Here is a 26,247-nt window from a genome sequence, read left to right as displayed (position 1 = left end):
GGAAGAGGCAAAGACCATGATGACAGGACCGACCCGGCGCATCGTTACCGGGCACAATGCCAGCGGGCAGGCAATTATCCAGGAAGACAGTCCCGTGCCGCGCTACCAGCGCGTCGGCGGAGAAGCCGGGCCGATGTTCCACGAAGTATGGAATACGACCGAAACGCCCGCGCGGATCGACGCTGCCAGCGGCGAACCGCCGGAGGATGGCCTCAAGCTGGCCCCGCCGAAGAACGGCACTCGCATCCGCGTGCTCGACATTCCGCCCGATGGCGACAAGCTCGACAATGTCACGCCCGAAGAGGCGCGCGCGCACTTTGCCGAAGTTGGCGCTGGCGACGCTTCGTCCCACACGGGGGCCGGATCGAAGCATGCCCACATGCACCGCACCGAAACCATCGACTACGGCATCGTGCTCGAAGGCGAGCTGGTGCTGATTGTCGACGACGGCGAGACCGTGTGCCGCGCGGGGGACATCATCGTCCAGCGCGGCACCAACCACGGCTGGGCCAACCGCACCGACAAGAACTGCCGCATCGCCTTCATCCTGATCGACGGCACCTTTGACGAGGATCTCGCCTGATGCGCCTTGCGACGCGTGCGAACGGCAAGCCCGATGGCGAACTGCTGGTGGTTTCCGCCGACGGCACGCGATGCCTCGCGGCCGGCCCGCAGCTGCCGAACCTCCTGAGCGCGATCGAGGACTGGGCAAGTGCGCAGCCGCAACTCGAAGCGCTCGCCGTGCAGCTGGAGGACGGCGCTGGCGAGAGGCTCGACGAAGCGACGCTCGCGGCCCCGATGCCGCGCAGCTGGCAATGGCTCGATGGCTCCGCCTTCCAGACTCATGCCGACCTGATGCAGATCGCCTTCGATACCGAGCCGCTCAATCCCGTACGCCCGCTGATGTACCAGGGCATGTCCGACCGTTTCCTCGGCCCGCGTGAGGATGTGGCCTTTCTCGACGAGGCGGGCGGCATCGACTTCGAAGGCGAATTCGGCGTGATCGTCGATGCCGTGCCGATGGGCGTCAGCCCCGCAGAAGCAATGCAGCACATCCGGCTGGTCGTGCAGATCAACGACTGGTCGCTGCGTGCCTATGCCGTGCCCGAGATGCACACCGGCTTCGGCTTTATCCTCGCCAAGCCCGCCTGCTCGGTTGCGCCCATCGCGGTGACACCCGATGAACTGGGCGCGAGCTGGCAGGACGGGCGTGTCTGCCTGGACCTCCAGATCGACTGGAACGATGAGCGCTTCGGCAGCGCCAACGGGCGCGAGATGTCAGTGGGGTTCCACGAGCTGGTCGCCCACGCCGCAACCACGCGAGACCTTGTTGCCGGGACGATGATCGGTTCGGGCACCGTCGCTAACAGGGACTATGCCGAGGTCGGATCGAGCTGCATTTCGGAGCGCCGCGCGATCGAGATCATCGCCAATGGGAAGCCGGACACCGGCTTCATGCACTTTGGCGACACCGTGCGCATGGAGGCGTGTACTGCGGAAGGCGCATCGCCTTTCGGTGCGATTGATCAGCGGGTCGTGGCCCGGCAGGCGTAAGTCATCACCGATGCGTTCGGTGACATGCAAGGTTGCCCGATTTGCGCCCGCATCAACGACGATCCGGCTGGGCAGCCCGCCGGCCCGGCTCAGACATCCTGCCGCGGAACCTTCGGCACCAGTAGCCGGCTGTCATATTTACCGCCCGAGTGGAACAGGTGCGTGCCGCGGTTGCGGGTCTGCTCGTGCAGCGGGAAGGGCAACATGACGCCTTCCTCGCGGCGGTAGATATCGCTTCCGGCGATGACCAGTCGCAGGCTCTCACCGGCGCGAAACAGCGTCGAGGAGGGCCAGAACTCGATCTCGACCGGCACGACTTCGCCCGGCGCCAATAGTTCCTCGGCCGTGTGCAGGTGGACAGGGCGTTCTGGGGTCGATTGGTCGCGATCCAGGGCGCGGTGGCTGACCCGTTGCCAGCCCAGTGCGACGGGGCCGTTCTCGTAAAAGGCGTAGAAGGTGAAGCCCACCACCTCGCCTTGGCGGTCCAGTTTCTGCAGGGCGACGAACAGGTCCATGTCGTCCGAGCCTTCCGCTTCGACCCACAGCTTGAGCGCGGCGTGGCCGGTCAGTTCGGTGTCTTCTTCGAAAGTGAAGTCGAAATGGGCGGAGCCTTCCACGGCATCCTGCCTCAATTGTGCAGCCTCCGCGGGCATTTCCTCGGCCAAGGCCTGCCGCTCGGCATCGAGGTAGAACGCCTGATATTCGGTGCGCGCCAGCGGGAACTCCAGTTCCTCGCGCTCGATAGCCACGCCGTGCCGTTCGCGCACTTCGATGCGAACGGGCGGCCATGCGGACAGGCTGGTGGGCCGGTCGCGCAGGAAGTGATCGAAAAAGGCCAGCTGCCGCGCGCGGCTTTCGGGGCGGTAATAGTGCGCCCACTTCTTCTGGCCGTGGACTTCCAGCCATTTCTCCGCGCTGCTCATGCGCCGCCAGGCCTCGATCGTGCCGCGCAGGTGCAGCCCCTGATCGGACCAGCTGGCGACCACATAGGCGGGCAGGTCGATGGCATCGAGCTCCAGCGCCTTGGACTCCCAGAAGGCGTCGATCAGCGGGTGCGCCTTGACGTTCTCCCAGGTGTTCTCCGTCTGGCCGAGCGACCACTGGATGTTGTCCGACGCGCGCGGCAGGAAGCCTGTCTCCAGGATCCCGCCGTGGTAGGCGAATTCGCGGTACCAGTCGGAGAAGCCCTCCCACGGGTTGAGCGCGGCAAGCGGCCCGGGCTTGAGCGGCGCGACGAGGTACTGGATCGCGGCGAGGTAAGAGACGCCGGTCATGCCCACGCGGCCGTTGCACCAGGGCAGGCGGCCCAGCCATTCGACGGCCTCGGCGCAATCCTCTGCTTCCTGCGCGCCGTTGTGGTGGAAGTCACCGCCTGAAAGCCATGCCCCGCGCGGGTCGACCACAGCGACGCCATAGCCATGGCCGCCCCACCAGACCGGGTCCGGTCCTTCGAAAGGGGTCAGCGGTGAGAGCCAGTCCGGTTCCACGCCCGAACGCGGCCAGAACACCTGGTTGGAAAGGGCGTGTTTTCCGTAGGGACCCCAGGCCAGCAGGATCGGCAAATCGCCGCTTACACCTTCAGGTCGGTAGAGATCGCAGTAGATTTTCGTCCCGTCAGCCAGCGGGATGACGCAGTTACGTTCGATCAGCAGGCCTTGCTCGGTCCGCTGGTGATAGTCAGCAGGCGGCAGGGGCGGCTTGTGCGCGGCGCTGAAAGGGTCGACGCCGGGCCGGAAAATCCCCTTGAACCGCGGCGCCGTCATCACAGCACGACGAAGTAGTGGATGCGGTTTGCCCCGGGCACCTTCTCCGCCACGCCGACAAAGACGTGCTTGCTCATCCACTCGTGCGGCCCGGCTGGCGCATCGAATTTCGGCGTGACGCGCATGTAGTAATCATCGAACGGGACGGGCTCGTTATTGCGCATGCGCTCGGCCACGTCCTCGTCCTTGGCCCAGCGATAGCCGCGGTTTTCCATGTAGATGATGGCACCGTCCGATGCCTCGATCAGGTAGCGCGCGTCGAAGTCGATCACCCCGTTCTGCCGCGAGAGCGGGAAGTCGCCGCCCGACATGGGAACCACGCTGCCGGTCAGGCGAGGCCCTTCGACCTTGCCCGACTTGGCATAGATTGCCGCCCGCGTTTCCCCGCGCACTGTCGGTTCCACCCAGTAGGGCGCCGACAGGTCGATCGAGATAGAAAATGCATGCTCCATCCTCGGAGCGAAGCTGTGTCCCTCTTCCATTTACGCATCATGCGGCGCTTGTATTGATGCGTCAACAAATTTGGCGTTGCTTTTGCGCGGGGGGCTTGGCACCCATCTGCAATGACGATCCCCAAGGTCTGGAACCTGTTTGGAAGCGACCACCTGCCTTACCGGCTGTTGTTGCTCGCGCGGATGATCGATCGTGAATCGCAGAAGCTGCTGGACGAGAAGTTTGGTCTGTCGCTGGCCGAGTGGCGATTGCTCGCCATCGCCACCAGCATCGGGCCCTGTACCGCCAGCGAGATCGGTGTCGCGGGGGAGATCGACCGCGCCGAGATCAGCCGCGCCCTGCGCAGGTTGGAGCCGGCAGGCCTGCTGACCCGCAAGCCCGATCCCAATCATGGCAAGCGCCTGATCATCACCGCGACGCCCGAGGGGCTGGAACTGGCGGAACGGGTCAAGACCGATCGCCGCCGCTTCTTCGAGCGGATCATGGGCCGCCTCTCGCAAGAGGAGCGCCAGCAACTGGACCAGCAGCTGCTGGCCATGGCGGAAAGCCTGTCCGAAGAGGACTGACCGCCGTGACTGGCAGCGGGAATTATTGCGGCTGGGCCCGCGAGGCGCGCGTTTCCTTGCACGTCATGAATTCCAGCAAGGCCGGCTGCCCCGCCTCGGTCGCCGCGATGCCGCGCCGGATGGCAGCGGCAATGTCAGCCGGATCGCTCACCCGTTCGCCATAGCCGCCCAGCGCCTTGGCAAAGTCCGCATAGTTGCCGGATATATCGGTAGCCCGGAACCGCTCGGTGGCAACCGGCATCACCGGCAACTCTATCGCCATGGCCGAATTGTTGAGCAGGATGGACAGGATCGGCAGCTTCTCGCGCACGGCCGTTTCGAAATCCATGCCGGTAAAGCCGATGGCGGCGTCGCCCCAGACGTTGATGCACAGCTTGTCCGGGCAGGCGTACTTGGCGCCCATGGCGAGGCCAAGGCCGTAGCCGAGCTGGGTGCTCTTGCCCCAGCCGAGGTAGGTCAGCGGCTGGGTGCTCTTCCAGAAGGGTGACAACTGGTCGCGCGGACTACCGGCATCGTGGGTGATGATGGTGTTTGCCACGTCGACCACCTGCTGCAGTTCCCACAGTACGCGGTAGGGGGAGAGCGGGGCGTCCTCGCTGGTGAGCAGCGGCAGCCACTCTTCCATCCATTCCGCCTCGACCTTGGCAATCTCCTCGGCGACGGGCGCGGCATCGCGCTGGTCGGGATTGATCGCGCGGCAGGCGTCCAGCAGCGCGGCCAGCGTCAACTGCGCATCGCCGACGAGGCCCAGCTTCGAGGTGACGCCCTTGTTGAGGTCCGCCGGATCGAGCGTCGCATGGATCACCGTCTTGCCTGCCGGCATGGAGACACCGAAGGCGGTCTTGGAGAAGCTGCAACCCACGCCCAGGATGAGGTCCGCCTGTTCGAGGAAGTGCTTCACCTGTCCCGGCACCGCCGCGCCGCCCGAACCGAGCGCCAGCGGGTGCGTTTCGTCGAAGCAGCTCTTGCCCTCCAGGCTGGTGCAGACGGGGATTGCCAGCAGTTCGGCCAGTTCGGCCAGTTCCTTATAGGCGTTCGCCCAGTGGATACCTTGCCCGGCATAGATCACCGGGCGCTTGGCCGCGCAGAGCATTTCCGCCGCCGTGCGCACGGCATCCGGATCAGGCGCGGTGCGGGTGCTGTAAACCGGCTGGTAGTCTTGCGGATCGAAGTCCGTTTCCGCGCCCAGCACGTCGTGCGGCATTTCCACCAGCACTGGCCGCAGCCGCCCATTGCGCAGCTGGGTGAAGGCGCGGCGGAAGATGTTGCCGACCTCGTTCGGCAGGGTGATCGGCTCGGCATGCTTGGTGATGTCGCGCATCGACAGCGTGGCGTTGTAGTTGTCGGGCACGAAGGCAATCGTTTGGTCATAGCCCATGGGCAGGACCAGCAGCGGGACCGACTCCGAATAGGCCTGGGCGACGCCGCCATAGGCGTTCTCCGTCCCCGGGCCATGCTGCATGGCGAAGACGCCAATGCGCTTGCCGCGCGACAGGCGGGACAGGGCATCGGCCATGTGCAGGCCGGTGCGTTCCTGGCGGACGATAATCGGGCGGATCCCCAATGCCGATGCGGTTTCCAGCACGCGGTTGCGCGGATAGCCGAAAATGGCCTCGATCCCTTCGGCCCGCAGGATGTGCGCGATCGCTTCGGCAACTTTCATCGGTATTTCCTCTCTTGAACCTTCGCGGCACTTACCCGGTCCCGTTGGGGAAAAGGTATTGACATGTCAACACATGGCTCCGATGCATGTGGGCAATTGAAAGAATGCACAATTGCGGGGATTGAAGATGCGTAGCTGGGCCAAATTGCCTTTGATCATGGGTCTTGGGGCGCTTGTTGCGCTATCGGTCCCGATTGTCACGCAGGCGCACCATTCGTTCGCCGTGTTCTTCGACGATACCCGGCTGGTCCGCATCGAAGGCGTGGTGAAGCGCTTCCGCTTTGCCAACCCGCACGGCAGCATCGTGGTGACCGTTACCGGTTCTTCGGGGCAGGAGCATGACTGGCGGATCGAGACCAATTCGCCGTCGATCCTCGCTCGTCGCGGCTGGACGCCCCGGTCGCTGCGTCCCGGCGACCGCGTGACGGTGGAAGGCTGGCTGGCGCGTGACGGCAGCCGTTACCTGCGCCTGCGCCAGGTGACCGATGCCGATGGCAATCCGGTGGGCTCCGGGGCCTTCTCCACCTCAGAAGACTGACGCGCACCTCACCATAGCGAAACACGCCCAGCCAAGAGTCGGGAATTGCCCATGAAGAAACTGCTCATCCTCGCCGCCGCCACGCTCGCCTGTTCGCCGGTCCTGGCGCAGGAACAACGATCGCCGCGCGATTTTACCGGCTTCTGGTCACCCGCCCGCCAGCAGCACCCGATGGACGAGCGGCTGATGGAACAGCTTCCGCCCGAAACGGTCGTGCTGGACGATGCGAGCTACGTCGAATTCCCTGCCGGTGAATACGGCGGCCTGGAGATCAAGCCGCATGCGCTGGAAGCTGCCGAAAGCTGGGACCCGACCGATGCCTTCCGGCTGGAGAACGTCTGCGCGACCCCGGCGGTGATCTATACCATGCAGGGCCCGTTCCCGATCGAGATCCACCAGACCTCGGACACCGTCATCATCAAGGTCGAGTATTTCGACCAGGTCCGCGTCGTCTACATGGACGGGCGCGAGCATCCGCCCGAAGAGGCGGCGCACAGCAACCTTGGCCATTCCATCGGCTGGTGGGAAGGCGATGAACTGGTGGTCGACACCACGCACATCAGCGCCTCCACCATTACCAACAACGGTCTCGATCACAGCGAGAATGTCCACTTCGTCGAACGCTTCCGGCTGAGCGACGACGGGCAGACACTGATGTCGACCCAGTGGTTCGAAGACCCGGACAACCTCGATACGCCGGGCGCCCGTTTCATGCAGTGGACCGCCGATGAAGGCTACGTCATGCCTTATGCCTGCGACCCGACTTTCGCCGTCGACTACAGCGAAGTCGACAGCGGCGAAGGCCTGTCCGAAGCGGAGTTCGACGTGGTCGAATAGGCCGGTTGCCGCCAGCTCGGAAGCCGAGGTGGAGGCTGAACTCGGCTCGCCGATGCGGCGCTATTTGAGCCGGGCGAAATTCGCGGCGTTTGGCACCGGCTTGGATGCCGCGAGGGCCGCAAGGGCGTCTGGCGAGACGAATTGGCCGAGGGCCGTCATCAGGTCGGCAAACAGGTCCGGCTCGATGCGGTAGAACACCAGCTTGGCCTCCTTGCGCGTGTCCACCAGCCCGGCCTTGCGGAGCACGGCGAGCTGTTGCGACAGGGTGGGCTGGCCGATGTCGGCAGCGGTCTCGATCTCGCCGACGTTGAGCTCGCCGCCAGCGAGGCATTCGAGGATGCGATAACGCAGCGGGTGGGCAATGGCCTTGAACTGTTCGAGGGGAGGTTCTGCGCTCATTTGCCGCCCTTCGGCTTGGCCTGCTTGTAGAACCAGTCGGTCTGGCCCTTGGCCTTGTAGACCTGGTCGAGGCTGCCCGTCGGGTCACCGAGCAGGGCATCACCCTTCTGCCAGTTGGCGGGGGCGAGGCCGCTCTTGCCGCTGACTGCCTGCAGGGCATCGAGCACGCGCAGCATTTCGGGGATCGAGCGACCGACATCGAAGGGATAGCAGGTGATGGCGCGAACCACGCCTTGCGGGTCGATGAAATAGGTCGAACGCACCGTTGCGCTGTCGCTGTCCTCGGCCGAGACCATGCCGTAGGCCTTGCCGATGACCATGGTGGGATCCTCGATGACGGGGAAGCGTACTTCGATATCGAAGCGGTCGCGGATCATGCGGAGCCAGGCAAAATGCGAAAACAGGCTATCCACCGAAAGGCCAAGCAGGGCGCAATCGCGGCGCTCGAAGTCATCCGCAGCCTGCGCCAGGGCGACGAATTCGCTGGTACAGACCGGCGTGAAGTCAGCCGGATGCGAGAACAGGACCAGCCACCGTCCGCGGTAATCGGATAGCGACAGGTCGCCCATGGTGCTGCGCGCAGCAAAGTCCGGCGCAAGGTCGCCCAGGCGTATCCCGACAGGGGGTGGTGGTATCTGGCTTTGCAGGTTCATCAAGGGCCTCATAATCCCTTGACTCTCGCATAGCAAGACATATACATACATTATGTAACTAATTAGGAAAGTCTTATGAGCGATAGCAGCGAAGCAATTGCCCTTGCGACGACGCAGATCGAGCAGGCCCTGGCCGAAAAGACCAAGCGCCCGACGATTGCCGGTTTCTTCGACGAAGCGACCTTCACCGTCAGCTATGTGGTGCACGATCCGGCAACCGATGAGGCTGCCATTATCGACTCGGTACTCGACTACGAGGCCGCTTCGGGCCGTACCTCGTATGGTTCGGCAGACGCGATTATCGAATACGTGAAGACGAACAATCTGAAAGTGACATGGCTGATCGAGACGCATGCCCATGCCGATCACCTGTCTGCAGCGCCCTACCTGCAGGAGAAGCTGGGCGGCAAGCTGGCCATCGGTTCCGAGATCATCCGGGTGCAGGAAGTGTTCGGCAAGCTGTTCAATGCCGGCTCCGATTTCGAGCGCGACGGGTCGCAGTTCGATCACCTGTTCAAGGATGGCGAACGGTTCAAGGTGGGAACGCTGGAAGGCATCGCCCTCCATGTTCCCGGACATACGCCTGCGGACATGGCCTTCGTGATCGGTGACGCGGCGTTCGTCGGTGACACCATCTTCATGCCCGACTTCGGCACCGCCCGGGCGGACTTTCCCGGCGGCGATGCGCGGCAGCTGTTCAAGTCGATCCGCCGCCTGCTCTCGCTGCCCGACGACACCCGCCTGTTCCTGTGCCACGACTACAAGGCCCCGGGTCGCGACGTCTATGCCTGGGAGAGCACGGTCGGCCAGCAGCGGCGCGAAAACGTGCACGTGAAGGATGGCGTGACCGAGGACGAGTTCGTCGAGATGCGCACCAAGCGTGACAGCACGCTCGACATGCCCAACCTGATCATGCCCAGCGTACAGGTGAACATCCGTGGCGGCCGCCTGCCGACGCCCGAGGCGAACGGTGTCAGCTACATCAAGATTCCGGTGAACGCGGTATGATGCTTCCCGGCTTTCCTGACGCGGCTCCATTGGAGGGCCTTGGTGGCGGGATCCTGATCGGCCTCGCCGCCGCGCTAATGCTGCTGGGGGCAGGGCGGATCGCCGGTGTTTCCGGCATCTCCGCGCGTGCATTCGGCATCTCGAAGTCGGGCATGTCGTGGTCGAGCGCCTGGACTTTCGTCATTGGCCTGCCGGTGGGCGCTTTCATCGTCGCCGCCTTGCAAGGCGGACAGTCGCCGACTTTCGTCTCGCTGCCGATGATCGCGGTTGCCGGACTGCTGGTGGGCTTCGGGACGCGCCTCGGCAGTGGCTGCACCAGCGGCCACGGCGTCTGCGGCATCAGCCGCCTGTCACAACGCTCCATCGTTGCCACCGTCACCTTCATGCTCGCGGGTATCGCGACCGTGGCGGTGATGAACATGCTTGCCGGATAAGGAAGAGGAGACTGGAAATGCCGAAGAATATGGGTTCGCTCGACAAGACCCTGCGCGTGATCGTTGCCGTAGTGCTCGCGCTGTTGGTCTTCATGGGCCAGATCACCGGAACCTGGGCCATTGTGGCCGGCGTGGTTGCCGCGGTCTTCATTCTCACCAGTCTGGTGGGCTTCTGCCCGGCCTACCTGCCTTTCGGGATCAAGACGTGTCCGAAGGCCTGATCAAGACCCACCTGCCGCCGCTGGCGTCGGGCCTGCTCTTCGGTGCGGGCCTCGCGCTGGGCGGCATGACAGATCCCGCACGGGTGCGCGGCTTCCTCGACCTGTTCGGGGACTGGGATCCGACGCTGGCTTTTGTCATGGGCGGCGCGGTGATCGTCATGGCCATTGCCTGGCGCTTCGTCCCGCGCATGGCCCATCCGCTGTTCAGCGAGAAGTTCGCCTTGCCTGACCGCAACGACCTGACCCCGCAGCTGATCGGCGGTGCCGTGCTGTTCGGGATCGGCTGGGGCATTGCCGGGCTGTGCCCGGGACCGGGCTTCGCCGTCCTCGGCATCGCGCCCAAGGAAGCGCTGGTCTTTGTCGCCTGCCTGCTGGGCGGGATGCTGCTGCACCGGCTCGTGTTCGAACGCGGCTAGGAAAGGAAAGTTCATGCAAGTCAACAAGGTAAGCGACAAGTACAGTGTCGCCGGACAGATCCTGCCTGCCGATGTCGCCGCCCTGAAGGAGGCCGGTTTCGGCACCATCATCTGCAACCGTCCCGACGGTGAGGCAGAAGGCCAGCCGCCTGTCGCCGAGATAGCGCAGGCTGCCGCAGCGGCAGGCCTCGCTTTCGAACACAATCCGATCGAATCGGGCGCGCCTACGCCAGAAGCCGTGGCCAGGCAGGGCGAGCTCTGCGCTGCGGCCGATGCTCCGGTCTTTGCCTACTGCGCCTCGGGCAAGCGCTCCACCATGCTGTGGACGCTGGCCAATCCGGAGGGCCTCGATGCCGACGAGCGGCTCAGCTGCGCCGAGGCAGCAGGCTACGACTTCGAGGCGCTGCGCCCGCAGTTATGACCTCGACACAACGACAATAAGACTTGGGAAGAACACACATGGTCCAGAATGTTTCGCACGAAGTCGTCATCGTCGGTGGCGGTTCGGCAGGGATCGCCACGGCATCGTCGATGCTCAAGCGGCAGCCCGGCCTCGATATCGCCATTATCGAACCGAAGACGGAACACTTCTACCAGCCCGGCTGGACCATGGTGGGCGGCGGTGTCTTCGATGCGCCGGTTACGCGCCGCCGCATGGCCGACGTCATGCCCAAGGCTGTCAAATGGATCATGCAGAGCGCGGCGACCTTCCAGCCGGAGGACAACCAGGTCACGCTGGAGGATGGCTCGACCGTTACCTACAAGCTGCTGGTGGTCGCGCCCGGCATCAAGCTGTGCTGGGACAAGATCCCCGGCCTGACCGAGACGCTGGGCAAGAACGGCGTCACCTCCAACTACCGCTATGACCTGGCGCCCTACACCTGGGAGCTGGTCAACCAGACCCGCTCGGGCCGCGCCATCTTCACCCAGCCGCCGATGCCGATCAAGTGCGCCGGCGCACCCCAGAAGGCCATGTACCTGTCCTGCGACGCCTGGCGCGATGCCGGTGTGCTGGATGACATCGAGGTGGAGTTCCACAATGCCGGCGGCGTGCTGTTCGGCGTCGAGGCCTATGTCCCCGCGCTGATGGAATATGTCGAACGCTACGGGATCGGGCTGAACCTCACCTCCAACCTCGTCGCGGTTGACGGACCGGCCAAACAGGCCGTGTTCAAGACCGCCGATGGTGATGTGACCCGCGATTTCGAGATGATGCACGTGGTGCCGCCGCAGGCGGCGCCCGATTTCATCGCCGAAAGCCCGCTGGCGTCCGAAGCCGGCTGGGTCGATGTCGACCAGTTCAATCTGCAGCACACGCGATACCCGAACGTGATCGGGCTGGGCGATGCCGGCTCCATGCCCAATGCCAAGACCGCCGCCGCTGCGCGCAAGCAGGCCCCGGTCGCTGCCGTCAACGGCCTCGATATCCTGGCTGGGCGCGAGCCTTCGGTCGTCTACGACGGCTACGGCTCCTGCCCGCTGACGGTGGAGCGCGGCAAGATCGTGCTCGCCGAGTTCGGTTATGACGGCAAGCTGCTGCCCAGCTTCCCCAAGTGGATTGTCGATGGCACCAAGGCGCGCCGCTTCTCGTGGCTGCTGAAGTCCGAAGCCCTGCCGTGGATCTACTGGAACGGCATGCTGAAGGGCCATGAATGGCTGGCCAAGCCGGAGAAGAAGCAGGCCTGATGAGCAAGGCGGCTCCGTCTTCGCTGTCGCGGCTGGCGCGTTACCTGCCGATCCTCGATTGGGGGCGGAGCTATAACGGCGCGACCCTGTCCAGCGACCTGGTAGCCGCTGCCATCGTCACGGTCATGCTGATCCCGCAGAGCCTCGCCTATGCGCTGCTCGCGGGGCTGCCGCCCGTGGTGGGCCTTTACGCATCGCTGCTGCCCTTGGTGGCCTATACCCTGTTCGGCACCAGCCGTGCGCTGTCGGTGGGGCCGGTGGCCGTGGTCTCGCTCATGACCGCGGCGGCTGCGAGCAAGGTCGCCGTGGGCGGATCGCCCGAATACCTCGGCGCGACCATCGTGCTGGCCATGCTGTCGGGGCTGATGCTGATGGCCATGGGCCTTTTCCGGCTGGGCTTCCTCGCCAACCTGCTGTCGCACCCGGTGGTGAGCGGCTTCATCACCGCCAGCGGCGTGATCATCGCGGCGAGCCAGCTCAAGCACCTGCTCGGCATCCAGGCCCACGGCGAGACGCTGTGGGAGATCGTCATGACCCTGGCCGAGAACGTGCGCGACACCAATCCCTATACGCTGGCGGTGGGGCTGTTCGCGCTCGTCTTCCTCGTCTGGGTGCGCAAGGGCTTCAAGCCGCTGCTGCTGCGCCTGGGTATGGGGCCGACCGCGGCCGATTTCGTGGCCAAGGCCGGACCGGTGCTGGCCATTGTCTTCACCACGCTTGCCGTCGCCCTGTTCGGCCTGATGGGCGAAGGGGTGAAGACAGTGGGCGAGATCCCAGTTGGCTTGCCCGGTGTTGCCCTGCCTGCCTTCGACCCCGCCTTGTGGGGACAACTGGCCGTCGGCGCGCTGTTCATTTCGGTGATCGGTTTCGTGGAATCGGTCTCTGTCGGGCAGACGCTGGCCGCCAAGCGCCGCCAGCGCATCGAACCCGACCAGGAACTGGTGGCGCTGGGTGCGTCCAACATCGCCTCCTCGCTGTCGGGCGCATTCCCGGTAACGGGCGGCTTCTCGCGCTCGGTGGTGAACTACGACGCCGGGGCGCAGACGCCTGCTGCCGGTGCCTTCACTGCGGTCGGTATCGCGCTGGCCTCGATCTTCCTCACGCCCTTCCTGTTCTACCTGCCGCTGGCGACCCTTTCGGCGACGATCATCGTCGCGGTGCTTTCGCTGGTCGACCTCAAGAAGCCGATCGAACTGTGGCACTATTCCAAGCGCGACTTCATCGCCATCATGCTGACCATCGTCGTGACGCTGGTGCAGGGCGTGGAGACCGGCGTCGTCGTCGGCGTGGTGGCCAGCCTCGCGCTGTTCGTCTGGCACGCGTCGCGCCCCCATGCCGCCGTTGTCGGGCTGGTGCCGGGAACCCAGCATTTCCGCAATGTCCGCCGCCACAAGGTGCTGGTCGATCCCGGCCTGCTGACCATCCGCGTCGACGAGTCGCTGACCTACCTCAATTCGCGCTGGCTCGAAGGCTTCGTGCTGCAAGAAATCGCGCGCAAGCCGGACGTGCGCGATCTCGTGCTGCTGTGTTCGGCGGTCAACACCATCGACGCTTCAGGGCTGGAAGTTATCGAGGCCCTGAACCGCCGCCTGGCCGATGCCGGGGTGCGCCTGCACCTGTCCGAAGTGAAGGGTCCGGTGATGGACCGGCTGGCCCGGTCACACCTGCTGGAAGAGCTGAGCGGGGAGGTTTTCCTGTCGCAGCACGAGGCCTTTGCCAAGCTGGCACCCAATGCCGAGCAAGGCGGCCAGCTATCGAAACCGGATATCGTGACCGGTGGAGAACCTTCGGCCGCGAGCGAGCGCGAAGGCGACTAGGCCTAGCCTATTTCTCGTCGAACAGCTCGCACAGTGTCTGGATCAGGGTCACTACCTCGTCACTGTCGAGCGAATACCAGATGTACTGGGCTTCGCGCCGTGTCTTCACCAGTCCTTCGCGGCGCAGGATGCTGAGGTGCTGCGATAGTGCAGACTGCGACAACGGCAGGCGCTTGCCGAGATCGGTGACCGACAATTCCTCCTGCGCCAGCTGGCACAGGATCATCAGGCGCGATTCGTTCGCCATCGACTTCAGCAGCCGCGTGGCGCCATTCACGTGCTTGTGCATTTTTTCGAGCGGGATTTCCAAATCGTCTCTCCTGCACGCGGATGGTGGATGAACCGGCAGGGCATTAGGCACAGGCTGCGGCTTCGCGCAAGCTTGTCGGCAACAGGACGATGATTTCTAGCGGAAAAATTCCAGTGGCCGCACGGTGATCGCGAAGTGGAAGCCGCGATCCTGCATGTCCCGCTGGCCCGGAACCACCGCATCTTCCAGCGCGTGGGCATAGGAAATCGACGCCTGTACAGCCGGCGAGGGACGCCATTCCAGGCCGGCACCGATGCTCAGCAGTTCGTCCGACACGGGATCGGCGATCTCGCGGTTGTCGAGCATGGCGGCATCGATGAAGGCAGAAATGGTGAAAGCGCCCCAGTCGAAGTCACGCGTGGCGCCGGCGCGGCCTGACAGCGAGAAGGGCTGGGCCAGCTCGACCGAGCCGATCACGCCGCTGTCCGACAGGACCAGCGTCTCGCGGTAGCCGCGCACCGCCTGGCTGCCGCCTGCGGCAAAACGCTCTCCCGAATAGAGGATGCCATCGGCATACTGTCCGGACAGCCGCATGCGCAATTCGGTGCCGCTGTCGGTCAGCAGGCGGGCGTAGCTGACTTGCCCGCGGATAGAGCGGAAATCGCGGTCCGGCGTGATGAGGCCGGGAATGTCGCCGCGCGAGCCATCCAGCCCTTGCGTGGCCGTCAGCGAGACGACGAAGACCGTCTCGATCCCGCGTTCCACGAAGTCGGCGGTGAGGCGGGCTGCGGTATATTCGGCGCGGCCATCCACCGCGCCGGGGCTGAAGGAGAAGGGGCGGCCCAGCAGGCGCGTCTTGGAAACGCGGTGCGCCACGCTTGCCCCCAGCGTCAGCGAGCGGGCCGATTGCCAGCCCACACCGCTGCGGTTGGGCGTCAGCGGGCGCGCGAACAGCCGGTGGGTGAAGCCGCCTTCGACGTTCCAGTCCGATGCCGAAATATCCAGCGGAAGCAGCTCCGGGTCGATCACGGCCGCTTCGTTGAAGCCGCCGCGCGCGTACAGGGCGGTGCGCGCGGTGACCGGCAGCGAGTACCCGAAATTGGCGTCCGGTTCGCCCGAGGTCAGGCCGGCCTCGAAGCTGAACTGGTCACCGCCGAGCATCATGTTGCGGATCGAACCGCCCAGCGCGAAGCGTTCTGCCCCGATCGAAGGCGAGCGGTTGTTGGCGTAGCCCATGTAGAAGTCGAACTGCTCCGCAGGCCGCACGATCATCGCCAGGCGTGCTTCGCCCGCCACTTCGCCCGGCTGCAGGTCTGCCGAGACCGAGCCGATGGCCGGATTCTCCGCCAGCAGGCGGAAATCGCGCTCGATGGCGATCACGTCCAGCGGCACATTGCGGGCAGAAGGCATGCGGGCGGTAACAAAGGCTTCGGAGAGACCGCGATTGCCCTCTTCGCCCCAGGCCAGCACGATGCCGTCGTTCTCACCCACGAGCCGGCCCTGCACCAGGCGGGTCTGCAGGGTGCCCGGCGTCGTCGGGGGCGGGCCCTCGACCAGCAGTCCGGAATTGATGTAGCCGTTGGCGACAAAGGCACGGTTGATCAGCTGGATCATGGCCGCCAGCCGGTCCAGTTCGACATTGGCGCCGATCATGCCATTGGCGCGGAACTGTTCCTCCACCCACGCGGCGTCGAGCGGGGTGCCGGGGGCGGCGCTGACCGTGAGGCCGGAGGCGGCGTCGGCGAGGCCGTTGAAGTCCGCCCGGGCCACGCCGGCTACCTCGCCATCCACCGCGACGGCAATGTCGGCAATGCTCGCCGTGCCCGACAGGCGCGGGATTGGCGGCGCGTCGGGAGGGGTGAGGTCCGGAAACTCGGCAGGTTCCTGGAAGTCGGGCGTCACGGTCTGGGCCTGCGGTCCCGTGCGTTCTGCCGCGGGTCCGGTCTGGCCGAGCGTTTGGCCCTGGGCAGCAGCGGTCCAGCTGCAAGCCAGCGCGATCGTCGCCGTGGTAATCAGCCGCATGGAGCGAGCGCCCCCTGTTCGACGTGGACGATCTGGTCCGGCGAGCTGCCGTCCATTTCGTCTTCCACCTCGTCACTCGCGTCCGGCGGCGCGTAAGGTCCGGTCACGCGGCTGGAGAACTGGCTCACCTCCCCGCCCTGGCGCACACCGGTACACTGGCCACTGAGGATGCCCGAGGCATCGAGGAAGGGAATGTCCGCCACTTCGGTGCCGGTGATCTGTTCGCCGACATTGCTTTCGATCAGCAGCGAGCCGTCCACCGAGACGAGGTTGATGCGGTCGCTGGAGCGGATGAAGAAGGCCGACTGGATTTGCACGTTGGCGCCGCCCTGCTGCCCCAGCGCCAGGATGGAGCCGCCTTCGGACAGGATCAGGAACGGGTCGGAGATGATGATCTGCCCGCCCGTGTTCGCCCCCGAGCTGGTGGTGATCACACCCGGTTCGCGTCCGGCAAGGTAGAGGAAGCCGTCAAGCGGCAGGAACAGCCCGATGTCGCCCGCGGGGCCGTTCTCCGAATTGGTCGAGATCTCGCTGCCGTTCAGGATGCGGATTTCCTGCGCGGAAATCTCGATCGTCCCGGCCGAAAAATCGCGCGCCGCGGTGCTGGAAATCTGGCTGAAGTTGTCGAGCGCGAGGTTGGTTGCCGCAATCGTGATGTCACCGGCATCGCCCGCACCGAAGGCCGTGGTGGAGATCTGCGCGCCGTCGAACAGCAACAGGTCCTGGTCGATCAGTACATCCACCGTGCCAGCCCTGCTGCCCTCGCTGGTGGAGTCGATCGACGCCGGGCCGAAGAGTTGGGCGCTGCCCGCCAGCAGGAACACGTTCCCGGCATCGCCGGCCGGTGGCGGCAAGTTGGCAATGGCGTCAACCGAGGCGGAAAGGTTGCCGACTGGCAGCGGGTTCTGCGCGGCGGAAGTGATCCGCCCGCCGGTCATCACCAGTTCGTTCACTTCCACGGCGACCAGTCCGGCGCGCCCGGAGCCGGTCGTGATCGAGTTGATCTCGCCGCCGGTCATGGTCAGCAGGTCAGCCATGACGAAGACCGAACCGGCTTCGCCCGATCCGTCCGTGGCAGCGGAAATCTGCGCCTCGTCAGCCATCGACAGGTCGCCCAGGATTTCGACCTGCACGTCGCCTGCGTCACCCGTGATGCCGCGGGAATCGATCAGGGCGTTGCCACTCAACCGCACATCGTTGCCGCGCACCAGCACGCCGCCGGCATCGCCCGCATCGGGCGCGTCGCTGTCGGAGGAGGAATCGATCCGTCCGCCGGACATGTCGATCACCCGTGCAGTCACGTCGACCAGTCCGGCGTCGCCGCTGCTATTGGAGAACGAGTTGATTGCGCCGCCGGTCATGATCAGTTCGTCTGCAAATACCTGCACCAGTCCGGCCTGGCCCGAGCCGGTGGTGGCAGCAGAGACCTGTCCGCTGTCCGAAATCTCCAGGAGACCGAAGACATCGAGGGTGACGTCGCCTGCATCGCCGGTCGAAGCGCGCGAGTCGATCTGGGCATTTCCGCTGAGGGACGCTGTTCGCGCTGCGATGAACACCGATCCGGCATCGCCTGCTCCTGCAAGCGGCGAGTCCGAGGCAGAGTCGATCCGTCCCCCCGACATGTTGAGTTCGTCGACGAACACCCCGACAAGGCCCGCATCGCCGCTGCCTGCGGTGAAGGAGTTGATCGCACCGCCGGCCATGTCGAGGACGCGTGCCCTGACTTCGACCAGGCCCGCAAAGCCGCTGCCGAGCGACGAGGCCGAGATGGAACTCTCGGGCTCCAGCCGCAGGATATCCGTTATATCGACCGTCACGTCACCGGCGTCTCCGCTGGCGCCAGCTTCCGAGCGCGAGTCGATGGAACTCCGGAACAGCAGCAGCAGATCGTTCGCGACAATACTGACGTCACCGGCATCGCCGGAGCCGGATGTCGATGAAGTGATCTGACCGCCATCAAGCACCAGGCTGTCGGCGGTCACGTTGACCTCGCCTGCGTTGCCCACACCCAGTGTCGAGGCGGCCACGGTAGCGCCATCGGTCACGACGAATTGTCCAGCTATCTTGATGAAAACGTCGCCGGCATCTCCGGTGTCGGGGCCATCGGCGAGCGAATTGATCGTTGCCTCGCCTTCAAGCAGCGCCGCGCCGGCATCGATCAGGACTAGGCCCGCGTCTCCGGCGCCGCGCGTGAGAGAGGCGATCTCGCCGCCGAACATCTGCAGTTCGCCGGCCGTGACCAGCACTGCGCCGGCCGCGCCCGGTCCGGCAGTCGAGGCGGAAACAACCGCGTCGTCGCCGATGAACAGCAGGTTCGGCGTGGAGATCTGGACGAACCCGGCATCGCCGGTCGACCCGGGCAAGGCACCCGAATTGACCCTGGCATCGCCTACTATCGTGATCCTGTCGCCGCTGATCAGGACGTCGCCTGCATCGCCCGCGCCCTGGGTGGAGGAGGCGATCGCGCCGCCATCCATGAACAGGTTGGCGGTCACGACCGAGACCAGCCCGGCATTCCCTGTTCCGCGCGTGCCGGCGATGATGCCGGCCTGGTCTTGAATTTCCAGCAACTGCGCCGCATCGAACAGCACCTTGCCCGCTGCCCCGGTGGAGCCGGTCAGCGCGTTGGAGGCAACGATCGCCGAGCCCGAGAGGAATGCGTCGGTCACGCTGACCTGGACATTGCCGGCATCGCCACCACTGCTTGTCGAGCTGTCGATGCTGCCCCCGGTCATCGTCAGCAATGGGGTTTCGACCGAGACGGACCCGGCGCTGCCTGGTCCGTCGGTGGAAGCGCTGATCGAGGAGTCGTCGGCCAAATAGATCAAGTCGCTGGCAAAGACGCGGACGTTGCCAGCATCGCCGGTGGCGCCGTCCACCGCGCGCGAGTTGATCGAGCCATCGCCCGACAGCCTGATCTCGTCAGCGTCGATCGACAGGTTGCCGGCAGCACCGGCGCCGTAGGTTGAAGTATAGATGAATCCGCCCGACATCGTCAGACTGCGGACCGATATATCCGCGCTGCCCGCGTTGCCGAGAGATTCTTCGCGGGTGGAAGAATCGATCTGCACCTCATCGGCAATCTCGAGCGAATCCGCAGTGATGATGACCGAGCCCGCGTTGCCGGTGTTCTGCACCCCGTTGGTCGATGACGTAATCAGCGCCGTGCCGCCAAGCGATACCCGGCCGGTTACGTCGATATCGACGCTGCCTGCATTGCCTGATCCGCTTGTCGTCGTGGCCAGGCTGCCGTCAGTCATGTCCAGCGAACCGCCGACGATCCGGATGGTCCCGGCGTTGCCTTCTGCAAAGGTCGATGAATCGACGATGGTTCCGTCCATCGAGATCGCGTCCGCAAACAGCAGGATCCCGCCGCCGATGCCGGTGCCGAAGTTGGAAGTCTGCAGCACGCTGCCTTGTGTGGTGATCTGGCCTGCATCGACCTCGACCGTTCCCGGATTGCCGGTGCCACCGGCAAACGAGCGAAGCGCGCTATCGGTCATGTCCACGGTGTTGGCGGCGATCCTTACGCTGCCGGCATTGCCCGCCAGCCCGCGAACCGCTGCGGAACTTATGACGCTGAAATCCATCAGCAGGGTGTCAGTGACGATGTCGATCGAACCGGCATTGCCGTCGCCTACCGTGGTCGACAGGATGCGGGCATCGTCGACCATACTCAGCGTGTCCTCCACGCTGATGAGCACGCCGCCGGCATCGCCTTGGCCGAGGAACGCAGACGAAGAGGTTATCCGTCCGCCTGCGAGCATTTCGAGGTCACCGGCGCGGATGATGACATTCCCGCCAGCTGCCTGCGAGCGGGTCGAAGCGGCGATCTGGGAGTTGCCGATACGCAGGGTTCCGGCATCGACCGTGATGGTTCCCGCCGTGCCGCCGCCAATCGTCTCGGCTATCAGTTCGGAGCCGTTGAACATCTCGAACAGCCCGCTGACGATCACCGTCAGGTCACCGCCGTCACCGGCGTCGGCCCCCTGTCCCTGGGCGTTGGTGGAGATGTCGCCGTCGGTCTGGAACAGCGCCGTGTCGGCAACCAAGGTCACATCGCCTGCATCGCCGGTCGAAAAGCTTGTCGACGAGATCAGGCCGCCCGTCATCGTGATCAACGGGGTGGACACGTTGACCGATCCGGCATCGCCGGACCCGCGGGTTTCCGCAGTGATGAGGCTAACCGTTTCGATCAACAGGGAATTGTTGGCAGTTACGTTGACGCTTCCGGCATTGCCCGAGGCATTTGCGCCAGCGGAAGATTCGATCGCGGCGAAGCTGTTGATGTCACCCTGGTTGGCCGGGCTGGTCGCCAGGATGATGTCGTCCGCCACGACATTCACCGCGCCACCTGCCCCTGATCCGTCAGTGGAGGAGGTGATCTTGCCGCCAAGAATTTCGAGTGATCCGGCGCTGAGGGAAATGGTTCCCGCATTGCCCGCTGACGTGGTGGTTGCACTTATCCGCGATTGGCCTCCATCAACGAAGATCGAATCGCGCACACTCACCGTCACCGATCCGCCATTGCCCCCAGCAAGGGTGTCGGAATTGATCTGGCCATCGAGCAGGACAAGGTCCGTTGCCTGGACAAGCACATCGCCAGCGTTGCCGGTGCCATGGGTAAGGGCTTCCACACGGCCGTTGGCGATGGTCAGCGTTTCCGCGACATCGAGCGTTACCGATCCGGCATCGCCATCACCGAGGGCGGAGGAAAGGATCGATCCACCCTCTATCAAGGCATTGCCGACGGCGATCTCGATCGCTCCACCGGGCGCGGCATTGCCCGCATCGCTGATGCTGCTCAACGCCGCATCGCCGTTGATCGTGAGGTTGACGGCCCGCACCTGGATCCCGCCGGTCTGTCCCGGGGCTGAGCGGGTTTCTATCAGGGCGCCATTGGTTATCGCCAGTTCGCTGGCATCCAGCGCGAGGTTGCCGAGGCCGTTGGCAAAGAGCCGTGCGCCGTCGAACAGCACTTCGTCGGCTGCGAACCGGGCGCCTGCCACATGGGCTTCGGCGTTCGGTGTGAACTCGATCAAACCGTCGCCAACCGGCTGGTCAATCTCGGAGACCAGCACGCCCAGCGGGTCCGCGCCCACGGCGGCGAAACTGAATTCGGTTGCGTTGCCGAAAAGCGGCGCATCGACGCGAATGTCGGAAGCTACGAAATGGACGGAGGAGGGCTGCTGCGCACCTGCCTCGGTCGTCATGGCGCCGAGAATGCCTATCCCGCCTTGCCCGCCGAGGAAACCGAAGGCTTGTGGCGGGGCGCTGGAGAAGGTGGAGCCATCAGGCGTGACCGTGGAGAAACGTTGTCCGCCGCCGAAACCAAGCTCCTGCGCGGTGGAGAAATAGGCGGCATTGGGCACCTGCACCGATGCACCGTCGCCGAACACCACGCCCGCCGGGTTGATGAACCAGAAATCGGCATTGGGCATGTCGGCAATGGTGATGGTGCCGTCGATGTTCGATGGCGTGCCGCTGCGCACGCGATTGATGATGTTGGTGATCGAATTGGCGTCCGCCGCATTCCGCACCCAGGTGGCGGTGTCGCCATTGCCGAGGTCGAACCGGGCGAAGGAGTGGAACAGGTTGGTGCCCGAAGCCTCGCCCCCGCTGATCTGCGTCTGGGTGCCGTTGGTGACCACCGTGGTGCCGGTGTCGAACCCGGCCGCGCCGTCGGGCGCGATATCGGTGACGACCTGTGCATGCGCCTGCGAAGCGACCAGCGCGGCAAGGCTGAGGCCAAGAAGTAGGTGGCGGCGCTTCATCGGCCCGGTCACGGCAACGCTCACCGCCATGCCCCCAGCAGGGTGAAGGCGGCCCAGACGCGCGGATCGGCGAACTCCTCCGAACCGTTGATCAGGGCCAGCTGGGCATTGCGCATGGCTTCGGCCTTGCCCTGGCCCGAGGCGTAGAGGCGGTAGAAATTGCGCATCAGTTCCAGTGTTCCGGCATCGTCGACTTCCCACAGCGAGGCGACCGCGCTTTCCGCGCCAGCCTGTACGGCGGAACCGGCGAGGCCCATTGAGGCCTGGTCGTCACCCAGCGCGGTTTCGCAGGCGCTCAGCACGATCAGCGAAATCAGCTCGCCGCGCGCGTAGTTCGCGCCCAGCAATTCGCGCAGTTCGCTCAGCAGGATGGCCTCGCCGTCCGCCACGATGAAGGCACGGTCGGAGCGGCCGTTGAACGAGGCATGGGTGGCGAGGTGGAGGATATCGACCGGCGAGGTGCGCAGGGCGTTGCGCAGGTCTGCGGCGCGGAAGTTGTTGAGGTGCTGCCCGACAAGGTGTTCCGGATCACCCAGGCCGGCGGCCATCTCGCCTTCCTCGCGCGTGCCCGCCAGCGCCGAGAAGCTGCCGCGCGGCAGGTCCACCGCGCGCGACAGCGATGCGGCCACCACGCTGGGGCGTGCGCGCTCGCGATTGCCGGGCTGGGTATAGGCGAGCGAGGGCGAGACCGAGACGCTCGCCTTCTCGATCAGCAGGACCCCGTCCGCATCGCGTAGGGCGGCAAAGGGCAGGCGCCGCAGCACGCCGTCGGGAATAATGATCAGCGAGCTGTCTTCTTCCAGCATCGGCTCGATCGGCGCGATCAGCACCTGGTAGAGCTCGGCCATCTGGTCCTGCCAGCTTTCGCCAAAGCCATAGGCGAGGTCGAAGGTCGCATCGCTCACCAGCTGCTCGATGCGCGCCCGGTCCGCGCCTTCGCGTGACGTGAAGCGGCGGTACTGCGTATCCTCTCCCGCGCGCTTGGCGGCATAGAGGATCTCCACCCGGTCATCGAGCAGAATGGGATAGAGCAGGATCTCGCCTTCCTGCAGGTCTGCCAGCGAGACGGGCTCGCGCGGCGGCACGCAGTCGGCACCGAAGGCGGACTGGATTTCTGCCTGGCGGAAGCTTTCCACGATCTGCTGGGCGAGCAGGACAGAGGCATCGCCCGCGCCGTCGCCCGCCTGGCTCAGTTGCACGTCCACGGCGGCGGTGAAGACCGGCTGCATGCGCAGCTGGAAGTTCGATTCCTGCGTGATCGCGTCGTAGCGCGGCAGCAGCGGGCGGACGGTTTCCAGCCACGAATAGGCCTGCATGACATGGGTCTCGCGCTGGTCCGGCTCGGCCTCGGCCAGCAGCAGGTACCAGTCGGCCATGCGCAGCGGCTGGCCGGCCTGGGTTTCGTAGTAGATCGCCTGGCGCAGCAGGCCTGCCGCCCCGGCATTGTCGCCGACAGCCAGCAGCGCCCGGGCGTCGAGGGCAAGCGACTTGGCGCGCTTGCCGGCATCGTTGCCAGCCTCGGCGCGCAGGGCCGCAAGCGAACTGAGCAAGGCCGGCGAGTCCGACGCGCCGCCATCGAGCGCAGCCTCGGCCAGCCGCGACAGCAGTTCGAACCGCATCTCGTCATCGGCAATGCGCGCGGCTTGCGGCAGTCCGTCCATCGCCGCCTCGACGGCCAGTTCGCGCAAGGCGGCGCGGGTGGCAGGGCGGTCGCCCGCTTCGGCGAGGTTGAGCCGCGCCATCTGCAGGTAGGAACGCACGACCGGCGTCGGGTCTTCCAGCACCGGCGCGGAATCGAGCGAGCATTGCAGCGCGTGCGAGGCAACCGCCCAGTTGGATTGGCCCGAGAGATCGGTGCGCAAGAGGTCCGAACAGGCGCTGCCGTCGCCCGGCGTGGTGATATCGCTTACCTGCGGTGCCTCGAAGGCCACTGCGGCGGGACTGCGCACCTGCCGCGCCGAGCGCGCGTTGGGACGCACCGGCAAGGTCGCCGATACCAGCGCCAGGCGATAGGCGATTTCGGCCTGCAGTTGCGGCCGTGCAGCCTGCTCTGCCCAGGCCAGCGCACTGACCAGGAAGCCGCGCGCCCGATCGGCATTGCCTTCGCGTGCCAGCCGCATGGCTTCACCTGCAGCGCTGCAATAGGCCGCCATGACCTGTGGATCGGGCGCGCTGCCCATGCCTTCGAGTTCGTCGAGTTCGAGCAAGGCGCGGTCGCCTGCGGTCAGGTCTCCCAGACCCACCTGCAGGATGTTCTCCGCCCGCGTGGTGGCAGCCTGCAAGGATGCGTCGCCGGGCAGCGTGATGTCATCGCCGATGCCGGAAGGCTGGCACAGCTCGAAGGGATTAGCCTGCGCTTCACTGGCCAGCAGCAGGGCCGGGCCTGCCAGCAGGCCGCACAATGCAAGCCGTGAAACCGAACGGCGCCGACGCGCCTTGCGTAAGTCGCTGCCAGCCGATTCTCGCATTTCCAAGGTCATATCCCCCGACCTGCATCAAGCGGGCTTGCTGGTGGTGTGACCCTTGTCACAGCCGGTCCCCCGACCGGCTACATGCCCCCAGCGTCGTGCGCGTGACTGTGGCTGCCCGCTGCCCCGATGCAATGCGCAAAGACTGGCGCAGGCAGGAAGGGGTGTCAAAGTATATCGGTGCCTTCGGCCTGATCGGCGACGGAAGTCTCTGATCCTTCGCAGCTCTCCGCAACAAACCGATTGCATTGACTTTGTCCGGTGCAATAGTGTTGCCGACGGATTGGGATGCGGAGAGGGATAATGGCCCAGAGATTTTCAGGGCGAATGGCCAGTTTGGCGCTGGTGCTGGCCTTTGCCACGCCTGGCGCGGCGCAGGCGCAGATGAGCGATGCCGAGATCCTTGCCGAGGCCGAGGCGCTCACCCTGCGGGTCGAACGGCTGGAAGGCGTGCGCGCCATCCGCAACCTGCAGCGCGCTTTCGCCTATTACATCGACCGCGGCCTGTGGAACGAGGCGGCAGACCTGTTCGCCGATGACGGCACTTTCGAGATGGGCGTCGACGGCACCTACGTGGGCCGTGAACGCATCGCCGAATACCTGCGCCGCCTCCACGGCGGGCAGGAAGGCCTGATCTACGGCCAGCTCAACGAATGGGTGACCCTGCAGCCCGCCATCGTGGTGGCCGACGATGCCCGCAGCGCCACCGCGCGCTGGCGCGACCTCGGCATGCTGGGGCAGTACCACGAACACGCCGAATGGCGCGACGGGGTCTATGAGAACACCTATGTCCGCGAAGGCGGGGTGTGGAAGATTTCCAGCCTGCACCTCTACGTCAATTTCGTCGCGCCTTATGAGGACGGCTGGGCGCGGCTGGAGGAGGGCGAGGGCCTCGCGCGCAGCCAGGTCTCGATCGACTTCCCGCCGGACCGGGAGCCGGGCGACTACGCCAGTTTCCCCACGCCCAACGTGCCGCCGTTCCAGGCCCGCCACCCGGTAACCGGGGAGGTGGTGCGATGATCCGTCTTCTGCTCGCTTCAGGCCTCGCTTTGGCCCTGTCAGTCCCCGCCGCCGCGCAGTCCGCGGAAGAGCGGCTTGCCGACTACCGCCAGCGCGTCGAGCGGCTGGAGGACCAGAACGCGATAGAGGTGCTGCAGGCCACCTACGGCTATTACTTCGACAAGGGCATGTGGAGCGAGGTGGCCGATCTCTTCGCCCCCGATGCCCGCTTCGAATACGGCGCGCGCGGCGTCTACGTGGGCCGCGACCGTATCCGGCATTCGCTGCTGCTGTTCGGCCCCGAACGCCTCGCACCGGGGCACCTCAACAACCACATGCAGCTGCAGGCCGTGGTGCAGGTGGCGGACGACGGCATGACCGCGACGGGACGCTGGCAGGGCATGATCATGCTGTCCGAACGCGGCGCCAACGCGATCTGGGGCGTGGGCATCTACGAGAACGACTACGTCAAGATCAACGGCACCTGGCATATTGCCGAGCTGCACTTCTACGTCACCGGCATGACCGACTACGACGCGGGCTGGATGCGCTCTGCCATCCCGATGGAGGGCCAGAGCGCGCTGTTCCCGCCCGATGAACCGCCAAGCGAACGCTACCGCTCGTTCCCGCAGAACTACATCCCGGAATTCAGCTATCCGCACCCGGTGACCGGCGAGCCCATCGACGTGGTGCAGCCGCGCGACGATATCTCGGGGAGGGACTGAC

At 65.3% G+C, this 26,247-nt stretch carries 23 protein-coding genes; 14 read left to right on the top strand and 9 right to left on the bottom strand.

Going from position 1 to position 26,247, the window contains the following annotated elements; translation table 11 throughout:
• Positions 1 to 16 precede the first annotated feature (16 nt).
• Together AAEO60_RS09865 and AAEO60_RS09860 are read left to right on the top strand one after the other, a co-directional pair.
• Positions 17 to 583 (top strand): cupin domain-containing protein, encoded by a 567-nt coding sequence (locus AAEO60_RS09865; RefSeq protein ID WP_341673490.1) that lies wholly within the window; start codon positions 17 to 19, stop codon positions 581 to 583.
• Positions 583 to 1,554 (top strand): fumarylacetoacetate hydrolase family protein, encoded by a 972-nt coding sequence (locus tag AAEO60_RS09860; RefSeq protein WP_341673489.1) that lies wholly within the window; start codon positions 583 to 585, stop codon positions 1,552 to 1,554. The genes AAEO60_RS09865 and AAEO60_RS09860 overlap by 1 nt, the downstream gene beginning before the upstream one ends.
• A gap of 89 nt (positions 1,555 to 1,643) precedes the next feature.
• Here AAEO60_RS09860 and AAEO60_RS09855 read toward each other — a convergent pair whose 3' ends face one another.
• On the bottom strand, positions 1,644 to 3,317 hold the full coding sequence (locus AAEO60_RS09855; RefSeq protein ID WP_341673488.1) for a CocE/NonD family hydrolase: 1,674 nt from the start codon (positions 3,315 to 3,317) through the stop codon (positions 1,644 to 1,646).
• Positions 3,317 to 3,799 (bottom strand): DUF3237 family protein, encoded by a 483-nt coding sequence (locus AAEO60_RS09850; RefSeq protein WP_341673487.1) that lies wholly within the window; start codon positions 3,797 to 3,799, stop codon positions 3,317 to 3,319. The genes AAEO60_RS09855 and AAEO60_RS09850 overlap by 1 nt, the downstream gene beginning before the upstream one ends.
• An 81-nt stretch (positions 3,800 to 3,880) precedes the next feature.
• Between AAEO60_RS09850 and AAEO60_RS09845 the strand changes: the two genes are divergently transcribed.
• Entirely contained in the window at positions 3,881 to 4,336 is a 456-nt protein-coding gene (locus AAEO60_RS09845; RefSeq protein ID WP_341673486.1) for a MarR family winged helix-turn-helix transcriptional regulator, read from the top strand.
• A 22-nt stretch (positions 4,337 to 4,358) separates the two neighbouring features.
• Here AAEO60_RS09845 and AAEO60_RS09840 read toward each other — a convergent pair whose 3' ends face one another.
• Positions 4,359 to 5,999 (bottom strand): thiamine pyrophosphate-requiring protein, encoded by a 1,641-nt coding sequence (locus tag AAEO60_RS09840; protein ID WP_341673485.1) that lies wholly within the window; start codon positions 5,997 to 5,999, stop codon positions 4,359 to 4,361.
• 157 nt (positions 6,000 to 6,156) lie between these two features.
• Here AAEO60_RS09840 and AAEO60_RS09835 point away from each other — a divergent pair, with 157 nt between their 5' ends.
• Positions 6,157 to 6,537: a DUF6152 family protein gene (locus tag AAEO60_RS09835; RefSeq protein WP_341673484.1), complete on the top strand. Its 381-nt coding sequence runs from the start codon at positions 6,157 to 6,159 to the stop codon at positions 6,535 to 6,537.
• A gap of 51 nt (positions 6,538 to 6,588) precedes the next feature.
• Positions 6,589 to 7,374: a hypothetical protein gene (locus AAEO60_RS09830; RefSeq protein ID WP_341673483.1), complete on the top strand. Its 786-nt coding sequence runs from the start codon at positions 6,589 to 6,591 to the stop codon at positions 7,372 to 7,374.
• 60 nt (positions 7,375 to 7,434) lie between these two features.
• Here AAEO60_RS09830 and AAEO60_RS09825 read toward each other — a convergent pair whose 3' ends face one another.
• Positions 7,435 to 7,773 carry an ArsR/SmtB family transcription factor gene (locus AAEO60_RS09825; RefSeq protein WP_341673482.1) on the bottom strand — a complete coding sequence of 113 codons (339 nt, stop codon included), beginning with the start codon at positions 7,771 to 7,773 and terminating at the stop codon, positions 7,435 to 7,437.
• Positions 7,770 to 8,426 carry a peroxiredoxin gene (locus AAEO60_RS09820; protein ID WP_341673481.1) on the bottom strand — a complete coding sequence of 219 codons (657 nt, stop codon included), beginning with the start codon at positions 8,424 to 8,426 and terminating at the stop codon, positions 7,770 to 7,772. The genes AAEO60_RS09825 and AAEO60_RS09820 overlap by 4 nt, the downstream gene beginning before the upstream one ends.
• Before the next feature lie 75 nt (positions 8,427 to 8,501).
• Here AAEO60_RS09820 and AAEO60_RS09815 point away from each other — a divergent pair, with 75 nt between their 5' ends.
• Genes AAEO60_RS09815 through AAEO60_RS09785 form a run of 7 tightly spaced genes read left to right on the top strand, consistent with a single transcriptional unit; the run spans position 8,502 to position 14,008 of the window.
• The gene (locus AAEO60_RS09815) at positions 8,502 to 9,434 is read left to right on the top strand and encodes an MBL fold metallo-hydrolase (protein WP_341673480.1); all 933 of its coding nucleotides are present in this window, start codon (positions 8,502 to 8,504) and stop codon (positions 9,432 to 9,434) included.
• Positions 9,431 to 9,868 (top strand): YeeE/YedE family protein, encoded by a 438-nt coding sequence (locus AAEO60_RS09810; RefSeq protein ID WP_341673479.1) that lies wholly within the window; start codon positions 9,431 to 9,433, stop codon positions 9,866 to 9,868. The genes AAEO60_RS09815 and AAEO60_RS09810 overlap by 4 nt, the downstream gene beginning before the upstream one ends.
• A gap of 17 nt (positions 9,869 to 9,885) precedes the next feature.
• On the top strand, positions 9,886 to 10,089 hold the full coding sequence (locus AAEO60_RS09805) for a YgaP family membrane protein (RefSeq protein WP_341673478.1): 204 nt from the start codon (positions 9,886 to 9,888) through the stop codon (positions 10,087 to 10,089).
• Positions 10,074 to 10,505 (top strand): DUF6691 family protein, encoded by a 432-nt coding sequence (locus AAEO60_RS09800; protein ID WP_341673477.1) that lies wholly within the window; start codon positions 10,074 to 10,076, stop codon positions 10,503 to 10,505. Before AAEO60_RS09805 ends, AAEO60_RS09800 begins: the two co-directional genes overlap by 16 nt.
• A gap of 13 nt (positions 10,506 to 10,518) precedes the next feature.
• On the top strand, positions 10,519 to 10,926 hold the full coding sequence (locus AAEO60_RS09795) for a protein tyrosine phosphatase family protein (protein ID WP_341673476.1): 408 nt from the start codon (positions 10,519 to 10,521) through the stop codon (positions 10,924 to 10,926).
• Between the two features lie 38 nt (positions 10,927 to 10,964).
• Positions 10,965 to 12,191 (top strand): NAD(P)/FAD-dependent oxidoreductase, encoded by a 1,227-nt coding sequence (locus tag AAEO60_RS09790; RefSeq protein WP_341673475.1) that lies wholly within the window; start codon positions 10,965 to 10,967, stop codon positions 12,189 to 12,191.
• Positions 12,158 to 14,008, top strand: a complete 1,851-nt coding sequence (locus tag AAEO60_RS09785) for a SulP family inorganic anion transporter (RefSeq protein ID WP_341673474.1) — start codon at positions 12,158 to 12,160, stop codon at positions 14,006 to 14,008. The genes AAEO60_RS09790 and AAEO60_RS09785 overlap by 34 nt, the downstream gene beginning before the upstream one ends.
• Positions 14,009 to 14,015: 7 nt before the next feature.
• Here the strand turns inward: AAEO60_RS09785 and AAEO60_RS09780 are convergent, their stop codons facing one another.
• From AAEO60_RS09780 to AAEO60_RS09765, 4 genes are all read right to left on the bottom strand, one after another.
• Positions 14,016 to 14,318, bottom strand: coding sequence for an ArsR/SmtB family transcription factor (locus AAEO60_RS09780; RefSeq protein ID WP_341673473.1), 303 nt, complete (start codon positions 14,316 to 14,318; stop codon positions 14,016 to 14,018).
• Between the two features lie 96 nt (positions 14,319 to 14,414).
• Positions 14,415 to 16,280, bottom strand: coding sequence for a ShlB/FhaC/HecB family hemolysin secretion/activation protein (locus AAEO60_RS09775; protein ID WP_341673472.1), 1,866 nt, complete (start codon positions 16,278 to 16,280; stop codon positions 14,415 to 14,417).
• Positions 16,271 to 22,084: a two-partner secretion domain-containing protein gene (locus AAEO60_RS09770; RefSeq protein WP_341673471.1), complete on the bottom strand. Its 5,814-nt coding sequence runs from the start codon at positions 22,082 to 22,084 to the stop codon at positions 16,271 to 16,273. The genes AAEO60_RS09775 and AAEO60_RS09770 overlap by 10 nt, the downstream gene beginning before the upstream one ends.
• Positions 22,075 to 24,456: a CHAT domain-containing protein gene (locus AAEO60_RS09765; RefSeq protein WP_341673470.1), complete on the bottom strand. Its 2,382-nt coding sequence runs from the start codon at positions 24,454 to 24,456 to the stop codon at positions 22,075 to 22,077. The genes AAEO60_RS09770 and AAEO60_RS09765 overlap by 10 nt, the downstream gene beginning before the upstream one ends.
• A 393-nt stretch (positions 24,457 to 24,849) precedes the next feature.
• On the opposite strand from AAEO60_RS09765, the gene AAEO60_RS09760 reads away from it, so the two are divergent.
• A complete protein-coding gene (locus AAEO60_RS09760) occupies positions 24,850 to 25,542 on the top strand; it encodes a nuclear transport factor 2 family protein (protein WP_341673468.1) in 693 nt (230 codons plus the stop codon).
• Positions 25,539 to 26,246 carry a nuclear transport factor 2 family protein gene (locus AAEO60_RS09755; RefSeq protein WP_341673466.1) on the top strand — a complete coding sequence of 236 codons (708 nt, stop codon included), beginning with the start codon at positions 25,539 to 25,541 and terminating at the stop codon, positions 26,244 to 26,246. The genes AAEO60_RS09760 and AAEO60_RS09755 overlap by 4 nt, the downstream gene beginning before the upstream one ends.
• Position 26,247: the final 1 nt, after the last annotated feature.

The organism is Aurantiacibacter gilvus, from assembly GCF_038289935.1.
GTDB classification, from domain to species: Bacteria; Pseudomonadota; Alphaproteobacteria; order Sphingomonadales; family Sphingomonadaceae; genus Alteraurantiacibacter; species Alteraurantiacibacter gilvus.
This window is presented reverse-complemented; position numbering and strand designations above follow the sequence as displayed.

What these genes read in the sequence shown, in the direction of transcription:
- AAEO60_RS09865 (WP_341673490.1), top strand. Translation starts at nt 17, where the DNA reads ATGATGACAGGACCGACCCGGCGCATCGTTACCGGGCACAATGCCAGC.
- AAEO60_RS09860 (WP_341673489.1), top strand. Translation starts at nt 583, where the DNA reads ATGCGCCTTGCGACGCGTGCGAACGGCAAGCCCGATGGCGAACTGCTG.
- AAEO60_RS09855 (WP_341673488.1), bottom strand. Translation starts at nt 3,317, where the DNA reads ATGACGGCGCCGCGGTTCAAGGGGATTTTCCGGCCCGGCGTCGACCCT.
- AAEO60_RS09850 (WP_341673487.1), bottom strand. Translation starts at nt 3,799, where the DNA reads ATGGAAGAGGGACACAGCTTCGCTCCGAGGATGGAGCATGCATTTTCT.
- AAEO60_RS09845 (WP_341673486.1), top strand. Translation starts at nt 3,881, where the DNA reads ATGACGATCCCCAAGGTCTGGAACCTGTTTGGAAGCGACCACCTGCCT.
- AAEO60_RS09840 (WP_341673485.1), bottom strand. Translation starts at nt 5,999, where the DNA reads ATGAAAGTTGCCGAAGCGATCGCGCACATCCTGCGGGCCGAAGGGATC.
- AAEO60_RS09835 (WP_341673484.1), top strand. Translation starts at nt 6,157, where the DNA reads ATGGGTCTTGGGGCGCTTGTTGCGCTATCGGTCCCGATTGTCACGCAG.
- AAEO60_RS09830 (WP_341673483.1), top strand. Translation starts at nt 6,589, where the DNA reads ATGAAGAAACTGCTCATCCTCGCCGCCGCCACGCTCGCCTGTTCGCCG.
- AAEO60_RS09825 (WP_341673482.1), bottom strand. Translation starts at nt 7,773, where the DNA reads ATGAGCGCAGAACCTCCCCTCGAACAGTTCAAGGCCATTGCCCACCCG.
- AAEO60_RS09820 (WP_341673481.1), bottom strand. Translation starts at nt 8,426, where the DNA reads ATGAACCTGCAAAGCCAGATACCACCACCCCCTGTCGGGATACGCCTG.
- AAEO60_RS09815 (WP_341673480.1), top strand. Translation starts at nt 8,502, where the DNA reads ATGAGCGATAGCAGCGAAGCAATTGCCCTTGCGACGACGCAGATCGAG.
- AAEO60_RS09810 (WP_341673479.1), top strand. Translation starts at nt 9,431, where the DNA reads ATGATGCTTCCCGGCTTTCCTGACGCGGCTCCATTGGAGGGCCTTGGT.
- AAEO60_RS09805 (WP_341673478.1), top strand. Translation starts at nt 9,886, where the DNA reads ATGCCGAAGAATATGGGTTCGCTCGACAAGACCCTGCGCGTGATCGTT.
- AAEO60_RS09795 (WP_341673476.1), top strand. Translation starts at nt 10,519, where the DNA reads ATGCAAGTCAACAAGGTAAGCGACAAGTACAGTGTCGCCGGACAGATC.
- AAEO60_RS09790 (WP_341673475.1), top strand. Translation starts at nt 10,965, where the DNA reads ATGGTCCAGAATGTTTCGCACGAAGTCGTCATCGTCGGTGGCGGTTCG.
- AAEO60_RS09785 (WP_341673474.1), top strand. Translation starts at nt 12,158, where the DNA reads ATGGCTGGCCAAGCCGGAGAAGAAGCAGGCCTGATGAGCAAGGCGGCT.
- AAEO60_RS09775 (WP_341673472.1), bottom strand. Translation starts at nt 16,280, where the DNA reads ATGCGGCTGATTACCACGGCGACGATCGCGCTGGCTTGCAGCTGGACC.
- AAEO60_RS09770 (WP_341673471.1), bottom strand. Translation starts at nt 22,084, where the DNA reads ATGGCGGTGAGCGTTGCCGTGACCGGGCCGATGAAGCGCCGCCACCTA.
- AAEO60_RS09760 (WP_341673468.1), top strand. Translation starts at nt 24,850, where the DNA reads ATGGCCAGTTTGGCGCTGGTGCTGGCCTTTGCCACGCCTGGCGCGGCG.
- AAEO60_RS09755 (WP_341673466.1), top strand. Translation starts at nt 25,539, where the DNA reads ATGATCCGTCTTCTGCTCGCTTCAGGCCTCGCTTTGGCCCTGTCAGTC.